This is a genomic window from Prochlorococcus sp. MIT 1341, assembly GCF_034092415.1.
GTDB lineage: Bacteria > Cyanobacteriota > Cyanobacteriia > PCC-6307 > Cyanobiaceae > AG-363-P08.
Map to the genome: position 1 here is coordinate 977585 of NZ_CP139304.1, position 22643 is coordinate 1000227.

The 22643-nt window shown below is 41.2% G+C and carries 21 protein-coding genes and 1 tRNA gene; 10 read left to right on the forward strand and 12 right to left on the reverse strand.

What is annotated here, in order from left to right; all coding sequences use genetic code 11:
- Positions 1–68 precede the first annotated feature (68 nt).
- On the forward strand, positions 69–3677 hold the full coding sequence (smc, locus tag SOI84_RS05005) for a chromosome segregation protein SMC (RefSeq protein ID WP_320673478.1): 3609 nt from the start codon (positions 69–71) through the stop codon (positions 3675–3677).
- Between the two features lie 73 nt (positions 3678–3750).
- Positions 3751–4806, forward strand: coding sequence for a PRC-barrel domain-containing protein (locus tag SOI84_RS05010; protein ID WP_320673479.1), 1056 nt, complete (start codon positions 3751–3753; stop codon positions 4804–4806).
- A gap of 229 nt (positions 4807–5035) precedes the next feature.
- On the opposite strand, the gene SOI84_RS05015 is transcribed toward SOI84_RS05010, so the two are convergent.
- Positions 5036–6337 (reverse strand): glycosyl transferase, encoded by a 1302-nt coding sequence (locus tag SOI84_RS05015; RefSeq protein WP_320673480.1) that lies wholly within the window; start codon positions 6335–6337, stop codon positions 5036–5038.
- 15 nt (positions 6338–6352) lie between these two features.
- Positions 6353–6434: transfer RNA gene (locus SOI84_RS05020), tRNA-Leu, on the reverse strand.
- Positions 6435–6555: 121 nt separating this feature from the next.
- Between SOI84_RS05020 and accC the strand changes: the two genes are divergently transcribed.
- Positions 6556–7902 (forward strand): acetyl-CoA carboxylase biotin carboxylase subunit, encoded by a 1347-nt coding sequence (gene accC, locus SOI84_RS05025; RefSeq protein ID WP_320673481.1) that lies wholly within the window; start codon positions 6556–6558, stop codon positions 7900–7902.
- A gap of 13 nt (positions 7903–7915) precedes the next feature.
- Here accC and SOI84_RS05030 read toward each other — a convergent pair whose 3' ends face one another.
- Positions 7916–8233 (reverse strand): YggT family protein, encoded by a 318-nt coding sequence (locus SOI84_RS05030; protein WP_414153583.1) that lies wholly within the window; start codon positions 8231–8233, stop codon positions 7916–7918.
- A 79-nt stretch (positions 8234–8312) separates the two neighbouring features.
- On the opposite strand from SOI84_RS05030, the gene SOI84_RS05035 reads away from it, so the two are divergent.
- From SOI84_RS05035 to SOI84_RS05050, 4 genes are all read left to right on the forward strand, one after another.
- Entirely contained in the window at positions 8313–8426 is a 114-nt protein-coding gene (locus tag SOI84_RS05035; protein ID WP_320673483.1) for a photosystem II reaction center X protein, read from the forward strand.
- Between the two features lie 114 nt (positions 8427–8540).
- A complete protein-coding gene (locus SOI84_RS05040; protein WP_320673484.1) occupies positions 8541–9512 on the forward strand; it encodes a Ycf66 family protein in 972 nt (323 codons plus the stop codon).
- Entirely contained in the window at positions 9493–10047 is a 555-nt protein-coding gene (locus tag SOI84_RS05045) for a hypothetical protein (RefSeq protein WP_320673485.1), read from the forward strand. The genes SOI84_RS05040 and SOI84_RS05045 overlap by 20 nt, the downstream gene beginning before the upstream one ends.
- Complete coding sequence (locus tag SOI84_RS05050; protein WP_320673486.1) at positions 10048–10536, forward strand: hypothetical protein; 489 nt, start codon at positions 10048–10050, stop codon at positions 10534–10536. It abuts the gene before it with no gap.
- Positions 10537–10540: 4 nt separating this feature from the next.
- Here the strand turns inward: SOI84_RS05050 and SOI84_RS05055 are convergent, their stop codons facing one another.
- The 5 genes from SOI84_RS05055 to def all read right to left on the reverse strand — a co-directional run bounded on the left by SOI84_RS05055 (position 10541) and on the right by def (position 14348).
- On the reverse strand, positions 10541–10780 hold the full coding sequence (locus tag SOI84_RS05055; RefSeq protein ID WP_320673487.1) for a chlorophyll a/b-binding protein: 240 nt from the start codon (positions 10778–10780) through the stop codon (positions 10541–10543).
- Positions 10764–12791 carry an ABC transporter ATP-binding protein/permease gene (locus SOI84_RS05060; protein ID WP_320673488.1) on the reverse strand — a complete coding sequence of 676 codons (2028 nt, stop codon included), beginning with the start codon at positions 12789–12791 and terminating at the stop codon, positions 10764–10766. Before SOI84_RS05060 ends, SOI84_RS05055 begins: the two co-directional genes overlap by 17 nt.
- A 9-nt stretch (positions 12792–12800) precedes the next feature.
- Positions 12801–13142, reverse strand: a complete 342-nt coding sequence (locus SOI84_RS05065; protein ID WP_320673489.1) for a histidine triad nucleotide-binding protein — start codon at positions 13140–13142, stop codon at positions 12801–12803.
- Between the two features lie 191 nt (positions 13143–13333).
- The gene (gene rpsU, locus SOI84_RS05070) at positions 13334–13504 is read right to left on the reverse strand and encodes a 30S ribosomal protein S21 (protein WP_006043142.1); all 171 of its coding nucleotides are present in this window, start codon (positions 13502–13504) and stop codon (positions 13334–13336) included.
- 235 nt (positions 13505–13739) lie between these two features.
- Positions 13740–14348 (reverse strand): peptide deformylase, encoded by a 609-nt coding sequence (gene def / locus SOI84_RS05075; RefSeq protein ID WP_320673490.1) that lies wholly within the window; start codon positions 14346–14348, stop codon positions 13740–13742.
- 66 nt (positions 14349–14414) lie between these two features.
- Between def and SOI84_RS05080 the strand changes: the two genes are divergently transcribed.
- Positions 14415–16358 carry an alpha/beta hydrolase family protein gene (locus tag SOI84_RS05080; protein WP_320673491.1) on the forward strand — a complete coding sequence of 648 codons (1944 nt, stop codon included), beginning with the start codon at positions 14415–14417 and terminating at the stop codon, positions 16356–16358.
- On the opposite strand, the gene SOI84_RS05085 is transcribed toward SOI84_RS05080, so the two are convergent.
- The 4 genes from SOI84_RS05085 to sufB are packed head-to-tail and all read right to left on the reverse strand — an operon-like array spanning position 16355 to position 21136.
- Positions 16355–17605, reverse strand: coding sequence for a SufS family cysteine desulfurase (locus tag SOI84_RS05085; protein WP_320673492.1), 1251 nt, complete (start codon positions 17603–17605; stop codon positions 16355–16357). The two genes, SOI84_RS05080 and SOI84_RS05085, sit on opposite strands and share 4 nt — an antisense overlap.
- The gene (locus SOI84_RS05090) at positions 17605–18849 is read right to left on the reverse strand and encodes a SufD family Fe-S cluster assembly protein (RefSeq protein ID WP_320673493.1); all 1245 of its coding nucleotides are present in this window, start codon (positions 18847–18849) and stop codon (positions 17605–17607) included. The genes SOI84_RS05085 and SOI84_RS05090 overlap by 1 nt, the downstream gene beginning before the upstream one ends.
- A 2-nt stretch (positions 18850–18851) precedes the next feature.
- On the reverse strand, positions 18852–19640 hold the full coding sequence (gene sufC, locus SOI84_RS05095) for a Fe-S cluster assembly ATPase SufC (protein WP_320673494.1): 789 nt from the start codon (positions 19638–19640) through the stop codon (positions 18852–18854).
- 53 nt (positions 19641–19693) lie between these two features.
- Entirely contained in the window at positions 19694–21136 is a 1443-nt protein-coding gene (gene sufB / locus SOI84_RS05100; RefSeq protein WP_320673495.1) for a Fe-S cluster assembly protein SufB, read from the reverse strand.
- A gap of 302 nt (positions 21137–21438) precedes the next feature.
- Between sufB and sufR the strand changes: the two genes are divergently transcribed.
- Together sufR and SOI84_RS05110 are read left to right on the forward strand one after the other, a co-directional pair.
- Positions 21439–22116 (forward strand): iron-sulfur cluster biosynthesis transcriptional regulator SufR, encoded by a 678-nt coding sequence (sufR, locus tag SOI84_RS05105; protein ID WP_320673496.1) that lies wholly within the window; start codon positions 21439–21441, stop codon positions 22114–22116.
- Positions 22116–22484: a hypothetical protein gene (locus tag SOI84_RS05110; protein ID WP_320673497.1), complete on the forward strand. Its 369-nt coding sequence runs from the start codon at positions 22116–22118 to the stop codon at positions 22482–22484. The genes sufR and SOI84_RS05110 overlap by 1 nt, the downstream gene beginning before the upstream one ends.
- Positions 22485–22643 lie beyond the last annotated feature (159 nt).

A 22643-nucleotide genomic window follows, 5' to 3' on the forward strand; every position in this document is an offset into this window, starting at 1 on the left:
CAACAATGATCAGTCTTGAGTTTCTCGAAAAGTTCGCTAATCTTCGACAGCTCACAGGCTGAGTCCTGTTGGTTTACATAAATCAAGTCGGGCTAACGAATTTCAAATCCTTCGGGGGGTCAATGACCATACCCCTCGAGGAAAATTTCACTGTGGTTACTGGTCCGAATGGATCAGGTAAAAGCAATATTCTTGATGGAGTCCTCTTCTGCCTTGGGTTAGCAACAAGCAGAGGAATGAGAGCCGATAGACTGCCTGACCTTGTCAATAGCAATGTTTTACGTGATGGCAAATCGGCAGAAACCCTGGTAAGTGTTCGATTTGATCTCACTGATTGGCAGCCAGATTTAGCCGAAGAAGGATTAGAGGCTCCTAAGGATGGGCCTTGGATTAAAAAGGGACAGAAAGAATGGACTGTCTCCAGACGATTGCGAGTTATGCCAGGCGGCTCATATAGTTCGAGCTATACCTGCGATGACGAGCCCTGCTCTCTGCAACAACTTCAAACTCAACTAAGAAGACTTCGTATTGATCCCGAGGGAAGCAATGTAGTAATGCAAGGAGATGTCACAAGAATTGTCTCCATGAGTAACCGCGATAGACGTGGGCTTATAGACGAACTGGCAGGTATAGCTCTTTTCGACAACCGTATAGAACAAAGTCGTAAAAAACTTGATGCTGTACAAGAAAAAGAGGATCGATGTCGAATAGTTGAACAAGAATTGATAGTCGGCAAACAAAAACTAGAAAGAGACTGCGCTAAAGCTCGCAAATATCAAGAACTCAAAGAGAAGTTTTTAATTGCTCGGCAGCATGAACAAATACTTTCTTTTGAAGCCGAAGAAAAAAGTTTAGTTGTTCTTCAAAATAAGCAACAGGAATTAATACTAAAAGAAAGCAAAGATGCAAAGAATATTTCTGCTGAGGAGGGAAAGTTAACCCTTGCTGCAAATCAACTAAAGTTACTCCAAGAAAATGTTAAGGCTCTTGGTGAAGATCAACTAATAAAAGTTCAAGCTGAGCTGGCTGGTCTAGATACACAATCTCGTGAACTAGATCGTCAAGCGACACAACATAAAGAGGAAGGTCAAGGCCTTCAAAGGCTTCGGCATGAACTTGGAAACCGGCGACAAAACCTTTTGGATGAAAATAACCATGCCAGCAAGTCGTCTGCACCTAAAGAGCTTGAGGAAGTAGAAGCACGTTGCAAGTCTGCTCTAGCAGCTGTTGAAGTTTCTCGGCGCAGGCTTGGAGATGTAGCAGGAAAATCAGGTGAATTACTCAAAACCCAACAATTGCGCAGCGAGCGTCGGCAGAGTCTCCAAAAAGAAATTTTTCCTTTGCAAGAAGAACAACAAACACTCCAAGAGCGAATAATCCAAGATCAATATAGAGAAACAGAACTTGAATTAGACCAAAAAAGAGATCAGGAAGAAAATCAGCAAGTGCATAAACACTTAGATCTTCTAGAAACTGAATGGGCAGAGCTGCTAGAAAAAATTTCTAGTCAAAAGAAACAACTTTCAGAAAAAGGTGAAAATTTAGAAATACAGCAAAGAACACGTATAAGACTTGAAAACGAAAAATCCAAGCTCGAGAAAGATATAGCGCGGATAGAAAGTCGATCGGAAGCACTTCACGAAAGTCGTGGTACCAGTGCTTTGCAATTACTTTTAAAGAACGGTTTAGAAGGCATTCATGGTCCAGTCTCTCAGTTAGGAGAAGTAGATGAAATTCATCGGTTAGCTCTTGAAGTCGCTGCCGGAGCCAGGTTAGGTCAAGTTGTTGTAGAAAACGATCACATAGCAGCAAAGGCTATCGAAATCCTCAAAAAGAATCGTGCAGGAAGACTTACATTCTTACCACTCAATCGAATAAGAAAAGCTGGAACAAGTTCTAACAAAGCACTATTAAGAACAAAACAAGTCAACTCTTCTAAAAACCCTGAAGGTCTGATTGGAAAAGCAGTTGATCTTGTACGCTTCGATTCAGTTTACGAAGATGTCTTCTCATACGTATTTGGCGAAACTCTAGTTTTCAAAGAATTATCTTCTGCTAGGCAGGAACTTGGGAAAAATCGTTCCGTAACTTTGGATGGAGAACTACTTGAAAAAAGTGGTGCTATGACTGGAGGGAGCTTCTCCCGCAAAGGCAATGGTCTCTCATTTGGGACTACTCAAGATAAAGATGAAGCAGCACCATTAAGGAAAAGGCTACTTGAACTAGGGGAAACACTAGTGGCATGTCACCAGAAAGAAGCCCATCAGAATCAAGAGCTAAATCATTTAAGACCTTTACTAAGAAAACTAGAACAAAGACAGGCAGGTCTAGATGCTGAGCGAGCAACTGCTCTAAAGGCTAATGCTCCTGTTATTGAGCGAAATCGCAAAACATCTGAGAGGTTAACTAATCTCCAAGCAGAAAAAATGAAACAAGAAGCTCGACTCAAGCAAATAAAAATACAATTAAAGCCTCTTCTTACTGAATTCGAGAAGATCAACCAGGATGAACATTTAACAAAACCAAAGGGTAGTGGTGAAACATGGCAAAAACTTGAGCTGGAGCTTCAAGAAGCTGATGCTTCTCTAACAAGTGTAAGGAAAGAAAGAGATGAGTTGATGAACAAAGAGAGGCTTCGTCAACTTAATTTGGAAAGGTTTAAAGATCAAAAACAAACTCTTGATAAAGAAGAAAATAGGCTAAAAGAAGCAATCCAAAATCTTTCCAAAGCTCATATTCAATGGAAAGACCAACAAAAAACTCTTTTTGATCGACGAAAAAAGCTTGAAGAAGAACAAAAGTATTTGCATGAAAGGCTAGGTGAACAGCGCAGGTCAAGAGATTTAGCTGAAACTGAACTAGCCTCTAAACGTGAGGAATTGCAAGAAGCAAAATGGAATCTTCAACGCCTAAAAGATGATTTAATTTCCCTGAAGGAAGAATTAAGAAATGGTGAGATAAGAGTAAAAGAACTTCGCAAAGAACTGCCAGAGAAATTTCCTGAAGTGCCTAATGAAATCAGAGAAATCAGCTTAGATGAATTCAGAAGTCAAATACAAAAAATTCAGAACCATATAGAAGAGCTAGAACCAGTCAATATGCTTGCACTTGAAGAACTGGAAGAACTTGAAAATCGTCTAGCTGATCTTGGGGAAAAATTAGAAGTCTTAAGTCAAGAAAGAGCAGAATTGCTTCTTCGAATAGAAAATGTTGCGACTCTCCGACAGGAGGCATTTATGGAAGCTTTTGATGCTGTAGACAAGCATTTTCGGGAAATCTTCGCAAACCTTTCGGATGGTGATGGTCACCTCCAATTAGAAAATCGTGAAGATCCTTTAGAGGGGGGTTTAACGCTAGTAGCCCATCCAAAAGGGAAAACTGTTAGGCGATTGGCAGCAATGTCAGGTGGAGAAAAATCTCTAACAGCTCTGAGCTTTTTATTTGCGCTGCAAAGATTTAGGCCATCACCATTTTATGCCCTTGATGAAGTAGATAGTTTTCTTGATGGTATCAACGTAGAGCGACTAGCTTCACTAATATCTCGCCAAGCTGAAGAGGCTCAGTTTCTTGTTGTAAGTCATCGTCGTCCCATGATTGGAGCATCAAATCGCACCATTGGAGTAACACAAGCTAGAGGGGCCAATACACAAGTAGTTGGTTTGCCACAGGCTGCTTGAGAATGCTTTAGAAAGCCCCTGAACCCAGCCAATGATCCAATAAGCTAATACCTCCCCTTCGAAATTTCTGCCTTTGACCACAACCCAGCCCTCTAATGATCCTCTAGCAACAGTGCCTAGTGACCGCCTCTGGCTTAGATCAGAGTTAATGGGGACGCAGGTCATCACACGAGACACGGGTAGACGGCTTGGAGTAGTTGGTGAGGTTGTAGTCGATATTGATCGCAGAGAAGTAATAGCACTTGGTTTGCGTGATAATCCCCTAACCAGGTTCCTTCCAGGTCTTCCGCGCTGGATGCCTCTTGAGCAAATTAAGCAAGTCGGAGATGTAATTCTCGTTGATTCAGCTGACTCTTTAAGCGAAGGCTTTACTCCAGAACGTTTTAGCCGAGTCATCAATTGCCAGGTGATAACTGAATCAGGAGAACAACTAGGCAGAGTGCTGGGATTCGCCTTTGACATTGAGACTGGAGAACTCACTACACTAGTAATGGGAGCTTTAGGGGTTCCCCTTTTGGGAGAAGGTGTCCTGAGCACATGGGAGATACCAGTAGAAGAAATTGTAAGTAGCGGCACAGACCGAATAATTGTTTATGAGGGAGCAGAAGAAAAGCTCAAGCAACTAAACAGTGGTGTTTTAGAAAAGCTTGGAGTTGGTGGATCAAGTTGGGAAGAACAAGAAAGAGAAAGATATAGAGTCAACCTAGTTCCTGTCGAAAACCAACTGTCTTCTGGTCAAGCAAATGATGATGAGCAGCTAAGGATTGAAGCTTCAACTTCACAAACTTTTCAACCAGAGGAGGAGCTGGAATATGTAGAACTCAACAGGCCAATTGAAGAGACACGTTTTCAGCAAAGATATTTAGATGAAATGCCACCAACTAGAACACAATCTGGCTACGACAATTATGAAGAGGAGAGCCAATTCTTAGATGATGGCTTTCAATCCAAAAGCAGGTCGCCTCAAGATGAAAAAGATCAACAAAGAAAGTCTCCTTCTGAAAGAGAAATTAGAAGTAATGAAGACCTTTTAGATGTTGAACCTTTGGACTTTAACAGCGACAAGAATAAAAAAGCAAATAACCCTAAGCAAAGGTCTAGAGTAAATGAATTGGAAGACCCATGGTGAGTAAAATGATGGTGATGAATTAACCATTATTTCTCGTTATTCTAAGGCCAAGATTATACCCCTTTAGTTAAAAGATTTTCTAACTAGAAGATTTAATTTAAGAATAAGAATAACCTTAAACCAATTTCCACTCTTGCATGAAAGATTGAATACTTTCAAAGTTAAAAATCTTTTTCTAACCAAATTAATTAAATAACTTGAATTTCAAAAGATTAGATTTCCATGAACACTAATCTTCCCTATAAGTTTTAGGCAAAAAACTACAAACCTCATTAGTTAACGCTTTAACTGCGCCAGGCTTCCCTCTCAGGCTTCTCAGGTCCTCCCTTTGTCCAGAAAGCCTTTCCGGAGAAGCAAGCCAAGCTGCCGCCTCTTCCGCTATTAATCGAGGTGTAATTCTGCCTATTCTTTCAGGAACAACCATTCGAGATGCAGAAATATTTGGCCAAGCTAAAAACCCCCTTCGACTTAATCGCCAAAAACTTAAAAGGGCACCAATACACCATTTAAGTCCTGGAAGCCTACCCAAGAGCCCCAGGAAGCCATCCCAAGCCTGCATCACAGCTAAATGCTGCGTAGGCAGAATTACAATCATAGGGACAGAGAGAGCGCCTAGTTCAGCCGTATTTGCGCCGACTGTTGTGAGAGCTAAATCGCACTGACTCAACGAACCATAGGCAGGTTGCTCTTCCTCCAAAAAGATTTCGGTACCAGCAACGGTAAAGATTCTTCTGCCTAGAGAGGAGGCTAAACTTGGCCGGACGGAATCAATTCTTGATGAATAGAACGCAGTAATAGGATTAGTTGGAGTTGAAAGTCTTTGGATCTCTTCCAGGCTTGTAGTAGGAGCAATAGGCAACAAAAAATTACAACCTGGTCTAAGGGATGAAAGATGATCAGCCACCTCTAAAAGAAAAGGAACTCCAACACAAAGTTTGCTTTTTTTAGACCCAGGCATTAAGGCAATCCATTCACCTTTTGGCAAGGATGCTTTCGCTCTTGGCGAAGTTGAAAGATCGGCCATTAAATCCCCAACGACTGTGCAACGAGATTGCAAGTTTCGAGGAACTCCTTTAATGGCAGCCGCTGACATGGCAGCTATTCGATCATTCCAAGCTGGCCAGCGTGCTATCCACTCGGCATAAGTCAAATGTTTATAGCCAAGTCGAGCTGAAAGCAAAACAGTCCAAAACTGATCTCCTCCCAAAAAAACAACCAAGCCTTTTCGAGGCAAAGACAGGTAGCGTTTTGGTCGAAGTAATAAATCCCAAAATTGACTGGGTTCGTTCACCGATTCAAAATATCCCCATTTTTTGGCAGTATCAGCCTCTTTCCCAGTTGCATTTGGACAAGGTACCAAAACCAAGTGCAGAGAAGTTTCAGCAGAAAAAACAAGGGGGCGCATCAAAAGCCTGGTATGCAAACTTTCTGCAAGAGGACGAACCCACGTAGCCAATTCACCAGGTCCATTGGAAACCAAGACCACTGAAAAAGAGTTGTCTTGCCTAGAAGCGGAATCTAATTCAATCAAGCTTTCATAAAGAAATGCGGATGGCGAGACTTGAACTCGCAAGGCCGAAGCCACACGCTCCTTAGACGTGCGTGTCTACCAATTCCACCACATCCGCCTAAAAGACTGGCCTTAGTGACTAAGTCTTTTTTAATCATAATCCTACGAAGGAAATTAATCTGATAAGCAAAGGGGTCAGTAGCGCTGATACGATCCGCCCAAAGCCTGGACAATGCAGGATGCCTATCGGCAAAGTACTCATCGCCAATCGTGGCGAAATTGCCCTAAGAATTCTCCGTAGCTGCAGAGAACTAGGGATAGGGACAGTTGCTGTTTACAGCACTGTCGATCGCAACGCCCTTCATGTCCAACTCGCAGATGAAGCTGTTTGTGTCGGAGATTCTCCTAGCAACAAGAGTTATTTAAATGTTCCCAACATTCTTGCTGCAGCGACATCTCGCGGAGTTGATGCAATACATCCCGGTTATGGGTTTCTCGCAGAAAATGATCGTTTTGCAGAAATCTGTACAGACCACAACATCACCTTTATTGGACCTTCTCCTGAATCAATTCGTTCAATGGGTGACAAGTCGACAGCAAAAGCAACTATGCAAAACGTCGGCGTTCCAACTGTTCCAGGCAGCAAAGGGTTATTAAAAAGTCCAGAAGAAGCTGCTGAATTGGCTAAAGGGATGGGATATCCCGTAATGATTAAAGCCACTGCTGGTGGGGGTGGAAGAGGAATGAGACTTGTAAACAAACCAGAACAACTTGAAAACCTTTATAAAGCTGCACAGGGCGAAGCAGAAGCTGCCTTTGGGAATTCTGGCCTATATATGGAAAAATTCATTGACCGACCAAGACACGTAGAAGTTCAGGTTCTCGCAGATAGACATGGCAACGTGGTGCATTTAGGTGAACGTGATTGCTCAATCCAAAGAAGACATCAGAAGCTTCTAGAGGAATCACCTAGTCCAGCACTTGACCCTGAACTAAGGCTTCGTATGGGCAACGCAGCTGTTTCCGCAGCTAAGAGTATTAATTACGAAGGTGCTGGCACTGTGGAATTCCTACTTGACCGCAACGGCAATTTCTATTTCATGGAAATGAATACGCGCATTCAAGTAGAGCACCCTGTCACAGAAATGGTTACTGGCATTGACCTGATCGCTGAGCAGCTCAGAATCGCTGGCGGTGAAGCAATCAGTTTCAAACAATCGGATGTAAACCTAAACGGCCATGCAATTGAATGTCGCATCAATGCTGAAGACTCGTCTCACAACTTCCGCCCTTCACCTGGTCGAATAACTGGTTGGCTTCCCCCAGGAGGTCCAGGAGTGCGAGTTGATAGTCACGTTTATACGGGTTATGAGATTCCGCCCTTTTATGACTCTCTCATTGGGAAAGTAATTGTTTGGGGTCACGATAGAGAAACAGCACTAAAGAGAATGCAACGCGCACTAAACGAATGTGCTGTTACTGGAATTCCAACAACTATTGACTTTCATCTGGTTTTACTCAATCGGGATGAATTCCTCAAAGGAGATGTGCACACTAAATTCGTTGAGCAGGAGATGCTTCCTTAATCGAAGACAAACACTATTTCCCCAACAAAATTTGCGACAAGACTCCTTGCTGCCCTACCAATAATTCTCTAGCCAAGCTTACTAAGCCCAACCAAATAACCGGCGTAACATCGACACCACCAATTGGAGGAACAATTCTTCTTGTAAGAGCCAAAAAAGGCTCTGTTGGTAATCCAATCAAGGGCCAAAAGCCCTTACTGAGATTGACCTGTGGATACCAAGTCATAACAATTCTCACTAAGAAGGTCAAAGTCCAAATAGCCAAGGCAATACCAAGGACTACATGCAATATTGGAAGACCTTGGAGGATGAAGGGAGTCACAAAGCTCAAAAAGATCCGTTAATTAATCGTAGAAAAGTGCACTTCTATCTTTAGGATTGGTTTGGTCTTGCCCAAGTAAACCACTGCCATGACACCTTCTCTAATAAACCTCTTGCTAAGCCTAGTCGGCGCGATAGTTCTTCTTGTCCCAGCGGCTAGTGCACTGATTTGGGTAAGCCAAAAAGATCAAGTCTCAAGATAGGTAAAAAAACCTATCAAGAGAGCCCCCTTGAGAACTACTAGCGCAGTTCTTAAACTTATAAGCAATAGGGAGGTTTAGAACCCTGCCTTACGTACTTTTTTAGGGGACCAAACATTGGTCAATGCCAGTCTTAATTGGGCAAGCATAGTCGGCATAGTGCTGGCTGTATGTGGTGCTGGCCTTTATTTCATGCGTTCATGGAAACCAGCATTAGCACGAGATTACGATGTCTTTTTTGCTGCTATAGGTCTCCTTTGTGGTGGGATTCTATTTTTTCAAGGCTGGCGATTAGATCCTATTCTGCAATTTGGACAATTCCTTCTTGCTGGAACAACAGTCTTTTTCGGTTACGAAAGTGTTCGCCTAAGAGGCATCGCCGCAGACCAAGCCAGGAGATCTTCATATTTTGATGAAGACCCACTCCCTGCATCAATGCCTGGCAGAAGAAATTCTGAGGGTTGGGACGAATCATTTGAACCGTATGAAAGATTTGACGAGCCCAGTCCTGTCAAACGACGCTTCACTGGCCAAGGTCCTGCTCAATCTGATGAAAGAGAGGAAGATTCATACCGCTCGAGAAGAACATCACGAGCAGCCATTCCTGAAGAAGCAGCAAGCAGAATCAGGAATAACAGAGGGAGCAGTCAGGCAAACAACTGGAGTGAAAGCACTGAGCGATCTAGGCGTATGTCGAGATTCAGAGGTGGGGATGAAAGTTTAAGCCAAGAAACATTTGGAGAACGACGTAATGCAAGGCAATCTCAAAGGAGAGGGAGTCGCCCATCTGCAAACCCTCAAAGAAACCGTGGGGAGTCTTTCGAGCAAAAAACACAATCATCAACACTTCAGAACGAGAATTCCTCAGCGATGGGAAGAAGAAGAGTGCCTCAAGGGTCTCCTATCAGACCAGAACCAGAAGACGCTGCATTCACTCAAAGTAGGCCAAGATCAGTAGCACCCCAAAACCAAAACTCCGATAGAGCAAACAGAGGTCAATCTGGTAGCGGCTATTCAAAACGTCCTTCTCCAAGAAAAACACCTCGTCCCTCTAAGCCAAGGGATAACAATGCTCGCTTTGACGATTAATTATTTCCACAAAAGAGGAAAGTTTTTAATCTCATTTGTCCTCAGCTTTGGACTTTCTAGCTGCACATCATCTTTAGAAGGTTCAATTAGCGATGGTTTCATCCAAAGCAAACAGGAACCAGCATTAAGTGGCAACGGCGAGAAGCTCGCTTTCATCATTGATAAACTCGGCCGACCAACTATCCAGCTACGCGATATTAAAAGTGGTCAAATTCATTCTTTAAGACATTTTTCTAGAAACCAACCACATAGCTCACCTTCACTCAGCTGGAGTGGGCGTTATTTAGCCGTAATCATTCAACGAGGAAATCGTCGCTTGGTAACAATAGAAGATCGTTTAACAGGAAAGCTTTATTCCTTTCCCCTTATCGGGGAAAGGACTCCTATTCGAGTCAATCTCTCACCTGATGCAAGCACCTTAGCCATACAACTCGCACATCAAGGTAAATGGAAGGTCGAAGTGTTTGACCTAAGGCATTTTCTTAGCCCTGATATTTCCAACAATAGATCTTTAAGTAATTCAAATACTAAATAAATGAGGATTTCTCGTTTCTTAATAAGTGCAACAATACTGCTAAGCATTAGCTCATGTAGCAAAACATTACTGAGACCAATTCCAATTATAAATAGTTTACTGCTAAAAACAGCTACAACTCATAGGGAACCATCTCTTGGGAATGATTTATTGGTCACACTAGCTAATAAACAGGGTAAAGAAATTATTGAATTAATAAATATAAGAAATGGGAAAAAAATTGCCTTGCCAGGCGCCAACAAATCTGATGCACAAGTCATCAGTATAAGTGTTAATTCTGATGGAGAACGAATGGCACTAATAAGACAACGTGGATCAAAAACAGAACTTTTGATTTATCGACGAAGATCAGGAACTATTCAAAAGTTAGAACTCATTCCACAAGGAGTGCCAAAACAAGTTTCTATAGATGCAGAAGGGAGAGTCTTGGCAGTACAAGTTAGTCGCAATGGAAGGTGGGATATTGACCTAATTCAAGTCAAAAGTTAAATGATCAGCGCAAAAAGCCTGCCCAATGAAGAAAAGCTTGACCACTCAAGACTTCAATCATCAAAACACTAACAAGACCAAGCATTGCGAAACGGCCATTTACTCTTTCTGCATAGGCACTCCATCCAAAGGCTGGAATGTCGTCGGTTGTTGCACTTGGGGCTGAGTCTGGTGCCTCTACATTTGAGTCTTCCAATGGTTCTTTGCCATTAGCATGTTCTTTTGAATCACTTGATTGGGTCATTTTGTAAGGGGTTATCAATGTTGAAGTTATAGCCAGAGGCCGGGAAGAGCTCCCAACCACCATAACCATCGAGTTCTAAGACGGTATCGTGAAAATCCCTAAGTGTAGGCCTATGCCCAACACTCACAAATGCCATTTCACGATTCGAAAGAAGCTTATATAAATGCCTTTCAGTACTAACGTCTAAAGCACTGGTAGCCTCATCAAGAACTACAAAGCTTGGGGAATTTAAAAGCAGTCTTGCAAAGGCTAACCTTTGCTGTTCCCCTAGAGATAGCAATCTTTGCCAATCCTGTTTAACATCAAAATCTGGATAGCGATCATTAATTTCTGGCAATCTAACTTCTTCTAAAACAGACCTCAGATGTTGATTACTAAATCGACTGGCATCTTGGGGATAACATAATTGTTCTCTCAGAGTTCCAAGAATCATATATGGCTTCTGAGGTATAAATAATAGCTCTGATAGAGAAGGCCTTTGCACTTCTCCTTTATAAGGCGGCCAAAGCCCACTGACCAATCTAAGAAATGAGGTTTTACCACAACCACTAGGGCCTACAACTAAAACCTTCTGCTCACGCCCAACTTCAAGTGATAAATCTTTAATCAGGCAACGTTCACTTTGAGGAGGAACTAACTGTATGTTTTTCAATACAATTGATTCACTCTGAAGACCATTATCGGTATCCACATTAGTCAAATCAGAGCTTATTTCCTCAACTTTCCCTTGGAAGGCTTCTAATCTACTAATCGAGGCAGAAAAGGCAGCTAATCGATCTATATTATTTACTATATAACTCACAGATCCCAAAACCTGACTAAACGCTATGAATGCCTGTCCAAAAACTCCAAAGTCAACTTGTCTTGCAAAATAAATCGGTGCAATCACTAACCAAGGTAAAAACCTTGAGAAATAATCATATGAACGCTGGATAACACTAATAAGAGCCTCCCATACAATCAATTTATTGTAGTTATCAATTGCACCATTCAGTCTTCTTTGAGCTTCTTTCGCTTCTTGTTTTTCACCTCTATAAAAAGCAATAGACTCCGCATTGTCCCGAATATGAACCAAGCCATAGCGAAAATCAGCCTCAAGTCTCAACTGCTGATTGTTAAGTGCAACCAGCTTTCGACTTGCAAATATAACTAATGCAGTTCCCCCAAACGAATAAATCAAAAGCCATAAAGCAAGTTTTGAACTAATACTCCAAAGGACAATAATAAAACTAAAAAAAGTGAGTAATGCAGCTAATATTTCTACAGTAACGCTTAGGCTAGTACTAGTAAAACTTGCCGTATCTTGAGAGATTCTTTGGTCTGGATTATCAATTTCCTCGGCTTCCTCGTCATTAGGCGTCAACAAATAATATGCACGATTACTCATATAACGATTAAGCATTCTGCCGCTTAACCACTTTCTCCATAAAAGGCCTAAACGCGGGACCAAATAACTTTGTAAAGCTCGAATAGGTAAAGCAAGAACAAGGCAAAAAGCATAAATGGCTACTACTTTCCAAAAGCCATCTTGGTCATAGCCTACAAGAGCATTTTCAACATTTCTAGCTACAAAGCTAATTCCTACATTGATGCCATTGATCACAAGAATTAGCAACAAAATGCTCCCGAGGATTACCCAAGGGACCCATCTACCGCCTCTCAATTTTGTACGGGACAAAGCAAAGCAAAGCATGCCCCCAAGCATAAGAATAGTAATAATTGAGCCCGCCGGACTGCTCCAAACCCCCAAAACCTTTTCGGGTACACCAGGTAAAAATCTTCCTTGAAATTCAGGCGCAAATGAGCCGAGGCCAGACACTAACACTGTCAAAAGGAATAATGTCAGGCCAACAACAACCGTCAACAAGGAAAATATCAGCAACAAAAACTGCCAAGCACTTGTCTCCTCAACAGGAAGGAAATAGGGTTGAGCAAGTCTTCGCAGCTTTCCAAGCTGTTGCCTAAAACCTTGGAAAGGTTTTGAAATTGAAGCACTCTTAGATATAGACATTTCGAGAGGTTAGCCAGGAGGCCACGTTAAAGGACGGCCGCCAATTAAATGAACATGCAGATGAAAAACAGTCTGACCTGCACCTTCCCCACAATTAATAACTGTCCTCCAATCCTCTAGCCCTTCTTGCTTAGCAACAAGATTTGCGACCAAAATCAAATGCCCCAAAAGCTCAGCATCCTCTGGCAATGCCTCCTTAAGACTAGGAAGGGGCTTCCTGGGTATCACTAAAACATGAACAGGAGCCTGAGGCTCAATATCACGAAACGCCAAACATTTGTCATCACTATAAACCTCATCACAAGGAATTGCTCCGGAAAGGATTCTGCCAAAAATTGTGTCGTTGGTCATAGCAAAACAAGCTCTAGGGGCTTAAGGGGGAAGAGCTATAGCTACTTAAAAGAAAGCAAACTAATCAGAAAGGCATCCACTTGATAACTTGATACTGTCTAAAAGGACCATGAAGCTCATCAATTGATTTAAGACAAGGTTGCACAAGACCTTTTAACCAGCTCACCAAAAAGCATTACTGGCTTATTGAATCAACGCCTTCGTCTTCTTTGTTGAGCCTTTCGCTTGTATTTCTCTATTGGGGTCTCATGATGGCGAAGACGCTTTAAATCAGCAAAAATTCCTGCTTTAGAGACCTGCCTCTTAAAGCGCCGCAGCGCAGATTCAATTCCCTCATTTTCGCCGACTGTTACCTGGGTCATAAAAAGTTCTTGGAAGCATACGAATTTAGCAAGATGCCTTCCTGATTAGGCAAAGAACGAAGCTACTAGAAACTTTTTTAAGTGGCTATCACTCAAAGGAATACAAAAAAACCTTTTGAAAACTTCTAAAAATCCAAGCATGAATCCTTGGGAAGGCCTTGTCACGATAAGAAAATAAATTACGTTTAAGCAACCCAAAAAACAAGGGCAAATCAAGTAAATATAAATGAAGTAATCACGCACTTATCGGGGTCACATGCTGTGCACTAAATCCATGATCATCCAGTTCTTTAGTAAGGCCATCCTTATCAGTTACACGATCAACAAAGAGAACTCCCTTTAAATGGTCCATCTCATGTTGGATTACTCTCCCTAAAAGACCATCTGCGTTCATTTTCCTCGGACGGCCCATCTCATCGCGAAAACTTACTTTTATGGAAGCTGGTCGCACCACATCAAGATAAACACCTGGAATACTCAAACAACCCTCCTCATAAGTTTCCAGAGTTGCACTAGATGTAATAATTTCAGGATTAATTAATACTATTGGTGGTGTTGAAGGCGTTTCATGTTCAATATCAATCACTAACAACTGCTGCTGAATTCCTACCTGTGGAGCAGCCAAACCAATACCCTTAGCCGTATACATGCTCCTAAGCATGTCTCTGACAACTTCTCTCACTGATTCATCAACCTTGCTTATCCTTTTGGCAGACTTGCGTAATTGATTATCGCCAAGAGTATGTATCTCTAAGGGGGGGCTTTCCAAGGGCTCTTTTTCAACAAGGATCGAAGCCTTCGCTTTCCCGGCATGTCGAGCCAATTGAGCAAAGCTTCTAGACAAAACAACCCCTGTGCATCAGAACAAGATCTTAAGCATTGATTAGCACAATTCAGCAATCAGCATTTCATGAACAGTAAAGAAAGGCCTCTAGGACTCTCAGCAGAGCTTGCTGCGGGCAAAGCAAAAGAATTAAAAGAGCCACACGTAATTGGTGAATGGGTTTTATGGCTAGAACAGCGCCCAACAGAAGGAGGACGAACTACTGCATTAATAAGGCGTTTTGGAAATCCAAAACAAGTTCCTCAGGAGCTAACAGAAAAACCAATCAACTTAAGAAGTCGGATTCATGGTTATGGAGGGGGGGTGCTTGCGCAGGCTAAAAAAGGGAACGAATTAATTATCACGTGGGTTGACGATCAAGACGGTTGCATCTGGAAACAGAGTTGGCTAGGGCTACTAGATACAAATCAAAACAAATCAAACAATTGGTTATGTAAAAAAGGTCATGCTTTAAGGCTTAGCAAACCCAGCAACATCTCACTAGCCGGTGGAGTCATAACACTTACGGAAAATCTTTGGTTAGGAATTATGGAAAAGGATGGTAAAGATTTCATAGTCAGCCTTTCACTTGACAAAGAGAATCAAACTCCGAATATCATTCATGAGCCAAAAGATTTTGCTGGTTATTTAGCATTAAGCCCTAAGGAAGATCAACTGGTTTGGGTAGAGTGGCAAAGACCTCTTATGCCTTGGGATGCCAGTCAACTTTGGTGGGGAGAATTGAATAATTCAAAAGTCATTACTAATAAAAAATTCTTAAAAGGAACGCACTCGAATGAAGCACATAAAATATCTGTCTTCCAACCAATATGGACTGGGGATAATGAGATCTTAATAAGCGAAGATAGCTCTGGTTGGTGGAACTTAATCAAGTCAAATTCAGATCAAGTCAAAAAAGAATATTCAAATTGGACTTCCTTATCCCCGATGGAAGCTGAAACCGCAATGCCTCAATGGGTTAATGGAATGAGAACAACAGCAATAGCCAATAATGGTATCCTTGTATCAGTATGTCAAGAAGGCCAATGGCATATAAAGTTGATAAATAAAAATGGAAATGTTTCTAATATTGAGCAACCATTTAATGATATTTCAGGGTTGAACTCTCAGGAAGAAAAAGCCGTCGCAATTGCAAAAGGTAGAAAAACTAGTGTTGGTTTATTAGAAATTGATCTGAGAAATAAAACTTGGACACATACACCTGCATCGGATGCATTTCTAGAGGAAAATCAAATCAGTGTCGCCGAGCCATTTTGGTTTAAGGGATCCAACAAACAACAAACGCATGCATGGTATTACCCCCCGATTGGGAATAGTACAAAGGCCTCACCTTTGTTAGTTAAAAGTCATAGTGGGCCAACAGGTATGGCAACTTGCGGTTTTGATCTAAGTATACAGTTCTGGACATCAAAGGGCTGGGGGGTTGTTGATGTCAATTATGGTGGATCTACAGGGTTTGGAAGGAGGTATAGAGAAAGACTAAATAACAAATGGGGACTTGTAGATGTATTTGACTGTATTTCTGCAGTAAAAGCATTAATTGAATTAGGCAAGGCAAATGAGGAGCTAATTGCAATAGAAGGAGGCAGTGCTGGAGGTTTTACAACCCTATCTTGCCTGTGTTCTTCAAAACTCTTTAAGGCCGCAGCCTGTCGATATGCAGTCAGTGATCTAGTGTCTCTTGCCAACAACACTACACATAGATTTGAGGAAACTTACCTCGATAATTTAATTGGAGAATGGCCAAAGAAAAAGAAAATTTATGAAGAGCGCTCTCCCTTGCTAAAGGTTAATAAAATAAATTGTCCAATAATTTTTTTTCAAGGATTAAAAGATCATGTGGTTACCCCGGAACAAACTTTTCAAATGGCAGAAGCTTTAAAAGCGAATAAGATTCCAATCGAAGTCTATAAATTCCCCAAGGAAGGGCATGGCTTTAAAGATGGCAATGTAAAGATCAAGGTCTTAAAAGAGACAGAGAAGTTTTTCAACAAGCACTTGGGCCTTTAAGCATTCTTCTTCAAAAAGGAAATCGCTGTGGAAAGTTCATCTATAAAACAATCAATTTCTTCAGTCGTAGAAGTAAAACTAAGACTCACACGTGCAGTCCCTGACAAACCATAATACCTGTGCAATGGTTGACAACAATGATGGCCACTTCTAATACAAATTCCAGCAAGATCTAATAGAGCTGCAATATCATTAGGGTGCGTATTCTCGACACTAAATGTTGCCAAGGCTCCTCTCATCATTTGCCTAGATGGGGTTGGCCCTAAAACATTTAGACCGTTAATTGATTGAAGCTTTTCAAATAAGTGCTCCAAAAGAATTGTCTCCCAACTTTTAATATTTTCAAGTCCAATTGATTCTAAATATTGAATAGCAGAACCCATCGCAATTGCCTCTCCGATAGGAGGAGTACCAGCCTCAAATTTATGAGGTATTTCAGCCGGTGTGAAATGGTCTAGAAAAACATCTTGAATCATTTCGCCACCTCCGAGGAATGGAGGCATCTTGTCTAGAAGATCTTCTCGGCCCCAAAGAAAACCTACGCCGGTAGGTCCACAAATTTTGTGTGAAGAACCCACAAGAAAGTCAATACCAAGTGAACTAACATCTACAGGTTGATGTGCAAGGCTCTGACAAGCATCCACCAAAACCAAGGAACCAAAACTATGGGCCAAGTCAGCCACTTCTTGAATAGGGTTGGAACAGCCCAAAGTATTACTTACATGAACCAAGCTAACCAGTTTTGTTCTTTGATTTAATTTTGAATAAAAGTCATCAAGATCAAATTCACCTGATAAGGTTACTTTGACATATCGAAGAACACAACCAGTACGTTTTGCTAACAACTGCCAAGGGATAAGATTACTGTGATGCTCCATAATTGTTAGCAAAATCTCATCATCCTTCTTAAGATTCAGTTCACCCCAAGAACGCGCAATTAGGTTTATACCCTCAGTTGCATTTCTTGTAAATATTATTTCTTTTGAGGACCTTGCTCGAACAAAGTTTTGAACTATTTCTCTGGAACCTTCGAAAGCCTCAGTTGCTTTGGCACTTAGTTGATGAGCACCACGATGCACATTTGCATTTATCTGACAATAGTAATCATTCAATCTATTAATTACCTGACAAGGTTTCTGACTAGTCGCAGCATGATCTAAATAAATCAGTTGTTTATCTTCTGAGATACTTTTACTAAGGAGAGGAAAGTCTCCACGTGTTTTATCTGCAAGAGTTTGTGAGGGCACTATTCTACTCGTAGATTTTTGAGAACTTGATCAAGCACCTTCCATCTTCCAGCCGAAATAGGCAAGCTATAAGTTATCTCCTGACAAAAACCTTTCAGTAACAACTTTGTTGCATCAGTCTGCCCTATGCCTCTACTAAGCATATAAAAAAGCTCTTCTTCTTGTAACTGGGTAACAGTTGCTCCATGAGTACACTTGACATCATCCGCAATAATCTTTAATTCAGGCTTTGCATCTATTCTGGCACGATTAGATAGCAATAAATTTCTACTTAACTGCGCAGCATTAGTTCGTTGTGCAGCTTGAGGTACCTCAATAGAACCATTAAAAATACTATGTGATGTCCCTGCAGCAATTCCTTTCTGAATTTGATGCAAATGTCCTTCTGGACCATCAAATCTAATTTTGGAATTTGTTGATATTTGATTCCCATGGTCTGCCACTTGAAGACCTCGCAATTTTGTATTGGCTCTTCCACCAAGTTGAACTATATAAGGTTCTAAACGACTAAAGCTCCATCCCTGCTGAACACAAGTTAAAGCATATTCACTTTGTGGCTCTTGCTCGATCGCTATATTTGCTAAGCAACTTGCTTCCCCTCCTCCCAATGCCAGCCACTCATGATTCAAAGAAGCATTGCAACCAACAAAAATTTCAATTAAATGGCTATGTGCAGACTGATCTAAACCCAAACAAACCTGAAGAAGGTTTAACTGAGTATTTTCCTCAAGCAGCAAAATCACTCTTGACGAAGCCAACTCTCCACTAAAACCCTGAAGGACTAATTCCAACGAGGGCAAATCAGAGCCTTTTACACGTAAAGCAAGAACATTATCCGTACAAGAATTATTCAAAATAACTGGCCAGTCCTGACTACATCCACAACGCTTTAAGGTCCTGCCTAAGGTTTTTTCTAATTCTGAAGAATCGAGAAGACTAAAACCATCTGGCAAAGGTCGGAGACTTAAAGGGTCTAAACCTGGATAAAGAGCCAAACGAAAGCCATCTTTCGGTGGAGATGGCATTGCAAATTCCTTAACATGATGGAGATTCGAGCTCCTAGACAAGGCTGAAAAATTAAAAATCTCTTCGATGAGTTTTAAATCTGTTAAACGCCAAGCCTCTTCGGAGGAAACTGGGAAGCCAATACTCTCAAGGGATTTGCGAGCCTTTGACTGCAGACCAGCGAGTGGGCCTTGTGGTAGTGGTAATGATTCCCAAAGTTTTGACTTTTGAAGAGTCATACTCATACATCCCCCTTACCCAAATTTTCTTGCTCTACCCACTCATAACCAGATTCTTCCAACTCCAGTGCAAGTTCACTTCCTCCGGTTCTCAAAATTCTCCCAGCAGACATAACATGAACGAAATCTGGCGTGATCTCATTCAGAAGTCTTTGATAATGGGTAATTAAAAGGGTTGCTGTTTCTGGCTTAGAGAGTTGGTTAACACCACCAGCAACTATTCTCAATGCATCAATGTCTAAACCAGAATCCGTCTCGTCAAGGATGGAAAGTATTGGCTCCAAGAGAGCCATTTGCAAAATCTCATTCCGTTTCTTCTCTCCACCAGAAAATCCCTCATTGACACTCCGCTCTAGAAATGAAGGATCCATTTGGACTAGTCTCAAACGAGAGTGAACAAAGTCCTCGAAAGCAAAAGTATCCAATTCCTCTTCTCCGAGCTGCTTTCGCCTTGAATTCGTCGATACGCGCAAAAACTCCATATTGCTTACTCCAGGAATTTCAACTGGATACTGAAAACCAAGAAAAAGACCTAAACGAGCCCTCTCTTCTGGTTCATAAGAAAGAAGATTTTCTCCTAAATAAGAAACTTTCCCTTTTGTAACTGTGTAAGCAGGATGCCCTGCCAAGACTTTCGAGAGTGTACTTTTCCCACTCCCATTTCTTCCCATTATTGCGTGTATCTCTCCTTTTTTTACTGTGAGTGTGACACCATTCAATATCATCTGGTCACCCACCTGAGCATGAAGATCAGAGATCTCTAGAATTGACTCAGAGCCAGGATTAATCACAACAGAAAGATTCGGGTTTAGAACAGATTTTGAAGAAAAAAGGAGTCAGGAAATTACCCAACTGACCCTTCTAGCTTTAAAGCCAGAAGCTTATCGGCTTCTGCTGCAAATTCCATAGGTAGTTGGTTAAATACATCCCTACAAAAACCACTTACAACCATAGAAACAGCCTCTTCTAAGCCAATCCCTCTACTTTGCAAATAAAACAACTGATCCTCTGAGATACGACAAGTACTTGCCTCATGTTCAATACTTGAATTGGGCTGTTGTGATCGAATATAAGGATAAGTATTAGCAGCAGCTGAGTCGCCAATCAACATAGAATCACACTGGCTATAGTTTCTTGATTGCAGAGCCTTAGTTCCAATTTGCACTAAACCACGATAACTATTAGATGAGTTTCCTGAGCTTATTCCTTTACTAACAATTGTAGATCTCGTTCTAGGGCCAACATGAATCATTTTAGTACCTGTATCTGCCTTTTGGTAATTATTAGTGAGCGCAACAGAATAAAACTCACCAATCGAATCAGCTCCTTGAAGGATACAACTTGGGTACTTCCATGTAATCGCTGATCCTGTCTCAACTTGTGACCAGCTTATTTTGCTTCGATCACCTCTACAAAGTCCTCTCTTAGTAACAAAGTTATAGATACCGCCTACTCCATTTTTATCGCCAGCATACCAATTCTGGACAGTTGAATATTTAATAGAGGAATCATCAAGTGCGACAATTTCTACAACAGCAGCATGAAGAGTATTTGTATCAAACATTGGTGCTGTGCAACCCTCTAGATAGCTCACAGATGCGGACTCTTCGGCAATGATCAAAGTTCTCTCAAACTGTCCAATATCTCCGGAGTTTATTCTAAAGTAGGAAGAGAGTTCCATTGGGCAATCAATACCTTTAGGTACAAACACAAAAGAACCGTCAGAAAATACAGCTGAATTCAAAGCAGCAAAAAAGTTATCATTGATTGGAACAACAGTGCCAAGATATTTCTCTATTAGTTCGGGATATTCAGCAACAGCCTCTGTTATTGAGCAAAATATGACTCCATGTTCAGCAAGCTTCTCTTTATAGGTTGTCGCTATTGAAACACTATCAAAAACTGCATCAACAGCAACATTAGAAAGTCTCTTCTGCTCGCTTAAAGGTATACCTAATTTATCAAATGTCTCTAATAATTTTGGATCTACTTCATCTAAGCTTGATTTTTTTTCATTTTGCTTCGGTGCAGCATAATAAATAATATCCTGATAATTCAATTGAGGGTAGCCGAGATCAGCCCAATTGGGTTCTGTCATTTTCAACCAGTGTTTATATGCTCTTAAACGAAAATCCAAGAGAAACTTAGGTTCTTGTTTCTTTGCAGAAATTTGACGTACAACATCTTCGGTCAGACCCTTTGAGATCTTCTCAGTTTCTATATCAGTAACGAAACCATACTTATAGGGTTTAGAGACGAGTTCTCCAACAAGGTTTTGGCTTGTCATTTCATAGATCCATTCAAATGAGCTTTTAACCAGACTGATGGTAGTGAAGCAACTTCTCTTGAAAGCATTAGAAGTTCTAATTACGACAGAGACCTAATGCACTCATACTTAGCGCACTGACCCGAGATCTTTAAGAACTTAGTGGAGGAAAATCATGCTTAAGGAATGGCTTCATAATCTATAGAAGTCGTAGTGCTGTCAGGGTAGTTTGTAGGAAAACAAACTAGCTAGGCACAAGTAACGAAACGATTAGGTTTCGAAATACAACTTAGCGTAAGCAATATGGGTTCCCTAATGGGGTCTTGGCATGTCATCTTTGTCATATAGCTTTAATTGCTATGAGCCTTCAAGCTCCAATCCATACAAAAGAAGCCGCGCTGAATCTGCTCTTACGCATGGGGAAGTGCAATGCAACGAAACTTGCTTCTGAGCTAGGCATTTCAGTTCAGGCTATGAGAAGACATCTACGTACTCTAGAACAAAAGGGATTAGTCAAATCCAGTCCTCTATCACCAGGGCCAGGTAGGCCTTTCAATGTATGGGAACTTACTCAAAAAGGGAAGCTTTCTTTCAATATAAAGTCACAAGATTTTGCCCTAACTCTCTTGGATTCTATAAGTTCAACACTTGAAGAAAAAAGCTTCAAAGAGATTCTTCAAACCCAAGCAAAAAAAAAGGAACTTCTCTATAAATCCAAAATTGGAACAAGCAGTTTTCTGAAAACACGACTTGAGGAACTAATAAAATTGAGAAGAGAGGAGGGATTTTTCTCAGAGTTGAAAAAGGCCACTAATGGCAAAGGATGGCAAATTATTGAATACAGCTGTTCAATCAAAAAAATTGCAGAGGCATATCCCACATTTTGTGAGGAAGAATTGGACTTAATCCGACAAATCTTTCCTGAATGCAAAGTCGAACGAAAACAATGGTGCATTGAAGATGGTCATTGCTGCGGTTTCCTAATCTCTCCTTCAAATTAATGGAGGAAGTATCTCAACAATTTGAGAGCCCTTTAACTGGTGAAGATATAGAACTAATTGCCGCAACATCTCTACCAACCCTTGAACAACACCATCTAAGGCTCCTTGCTCATTGCCTAGCTTGCTTTAAAACAATGAGCAGCACAAACCAACAAGGAGCCTTACCCAATGAAAGCGTTCGGATGGAATGGTGCCTCAACCATCCAGCACTAAAAGATCAAAAGCCCTTTATTCCTATCTTGCTAGAACAGCTATCTAGCGCAGGCGAGCAACTTGAAGATATTGCCAAAGAATTAGGAATCTCCTGCTTAGAGCTGAGTCTTCAAGACCTAATCCAAATCAGCATGACCAGAAGAAACGATGTTTAACAGGGACATTTCAAATATGTCCCTCTTCTCCCTGTATCCATTAGCCCCAAATACACAGCTAAGAAAAGAAAACAAATTGAAAGCGATATCAATCCTTCACTTCATCTTTGCAAAAGCCATATCTTGCAAGGCCTTTGAAGGTCTTGGGTCATTGGGAAA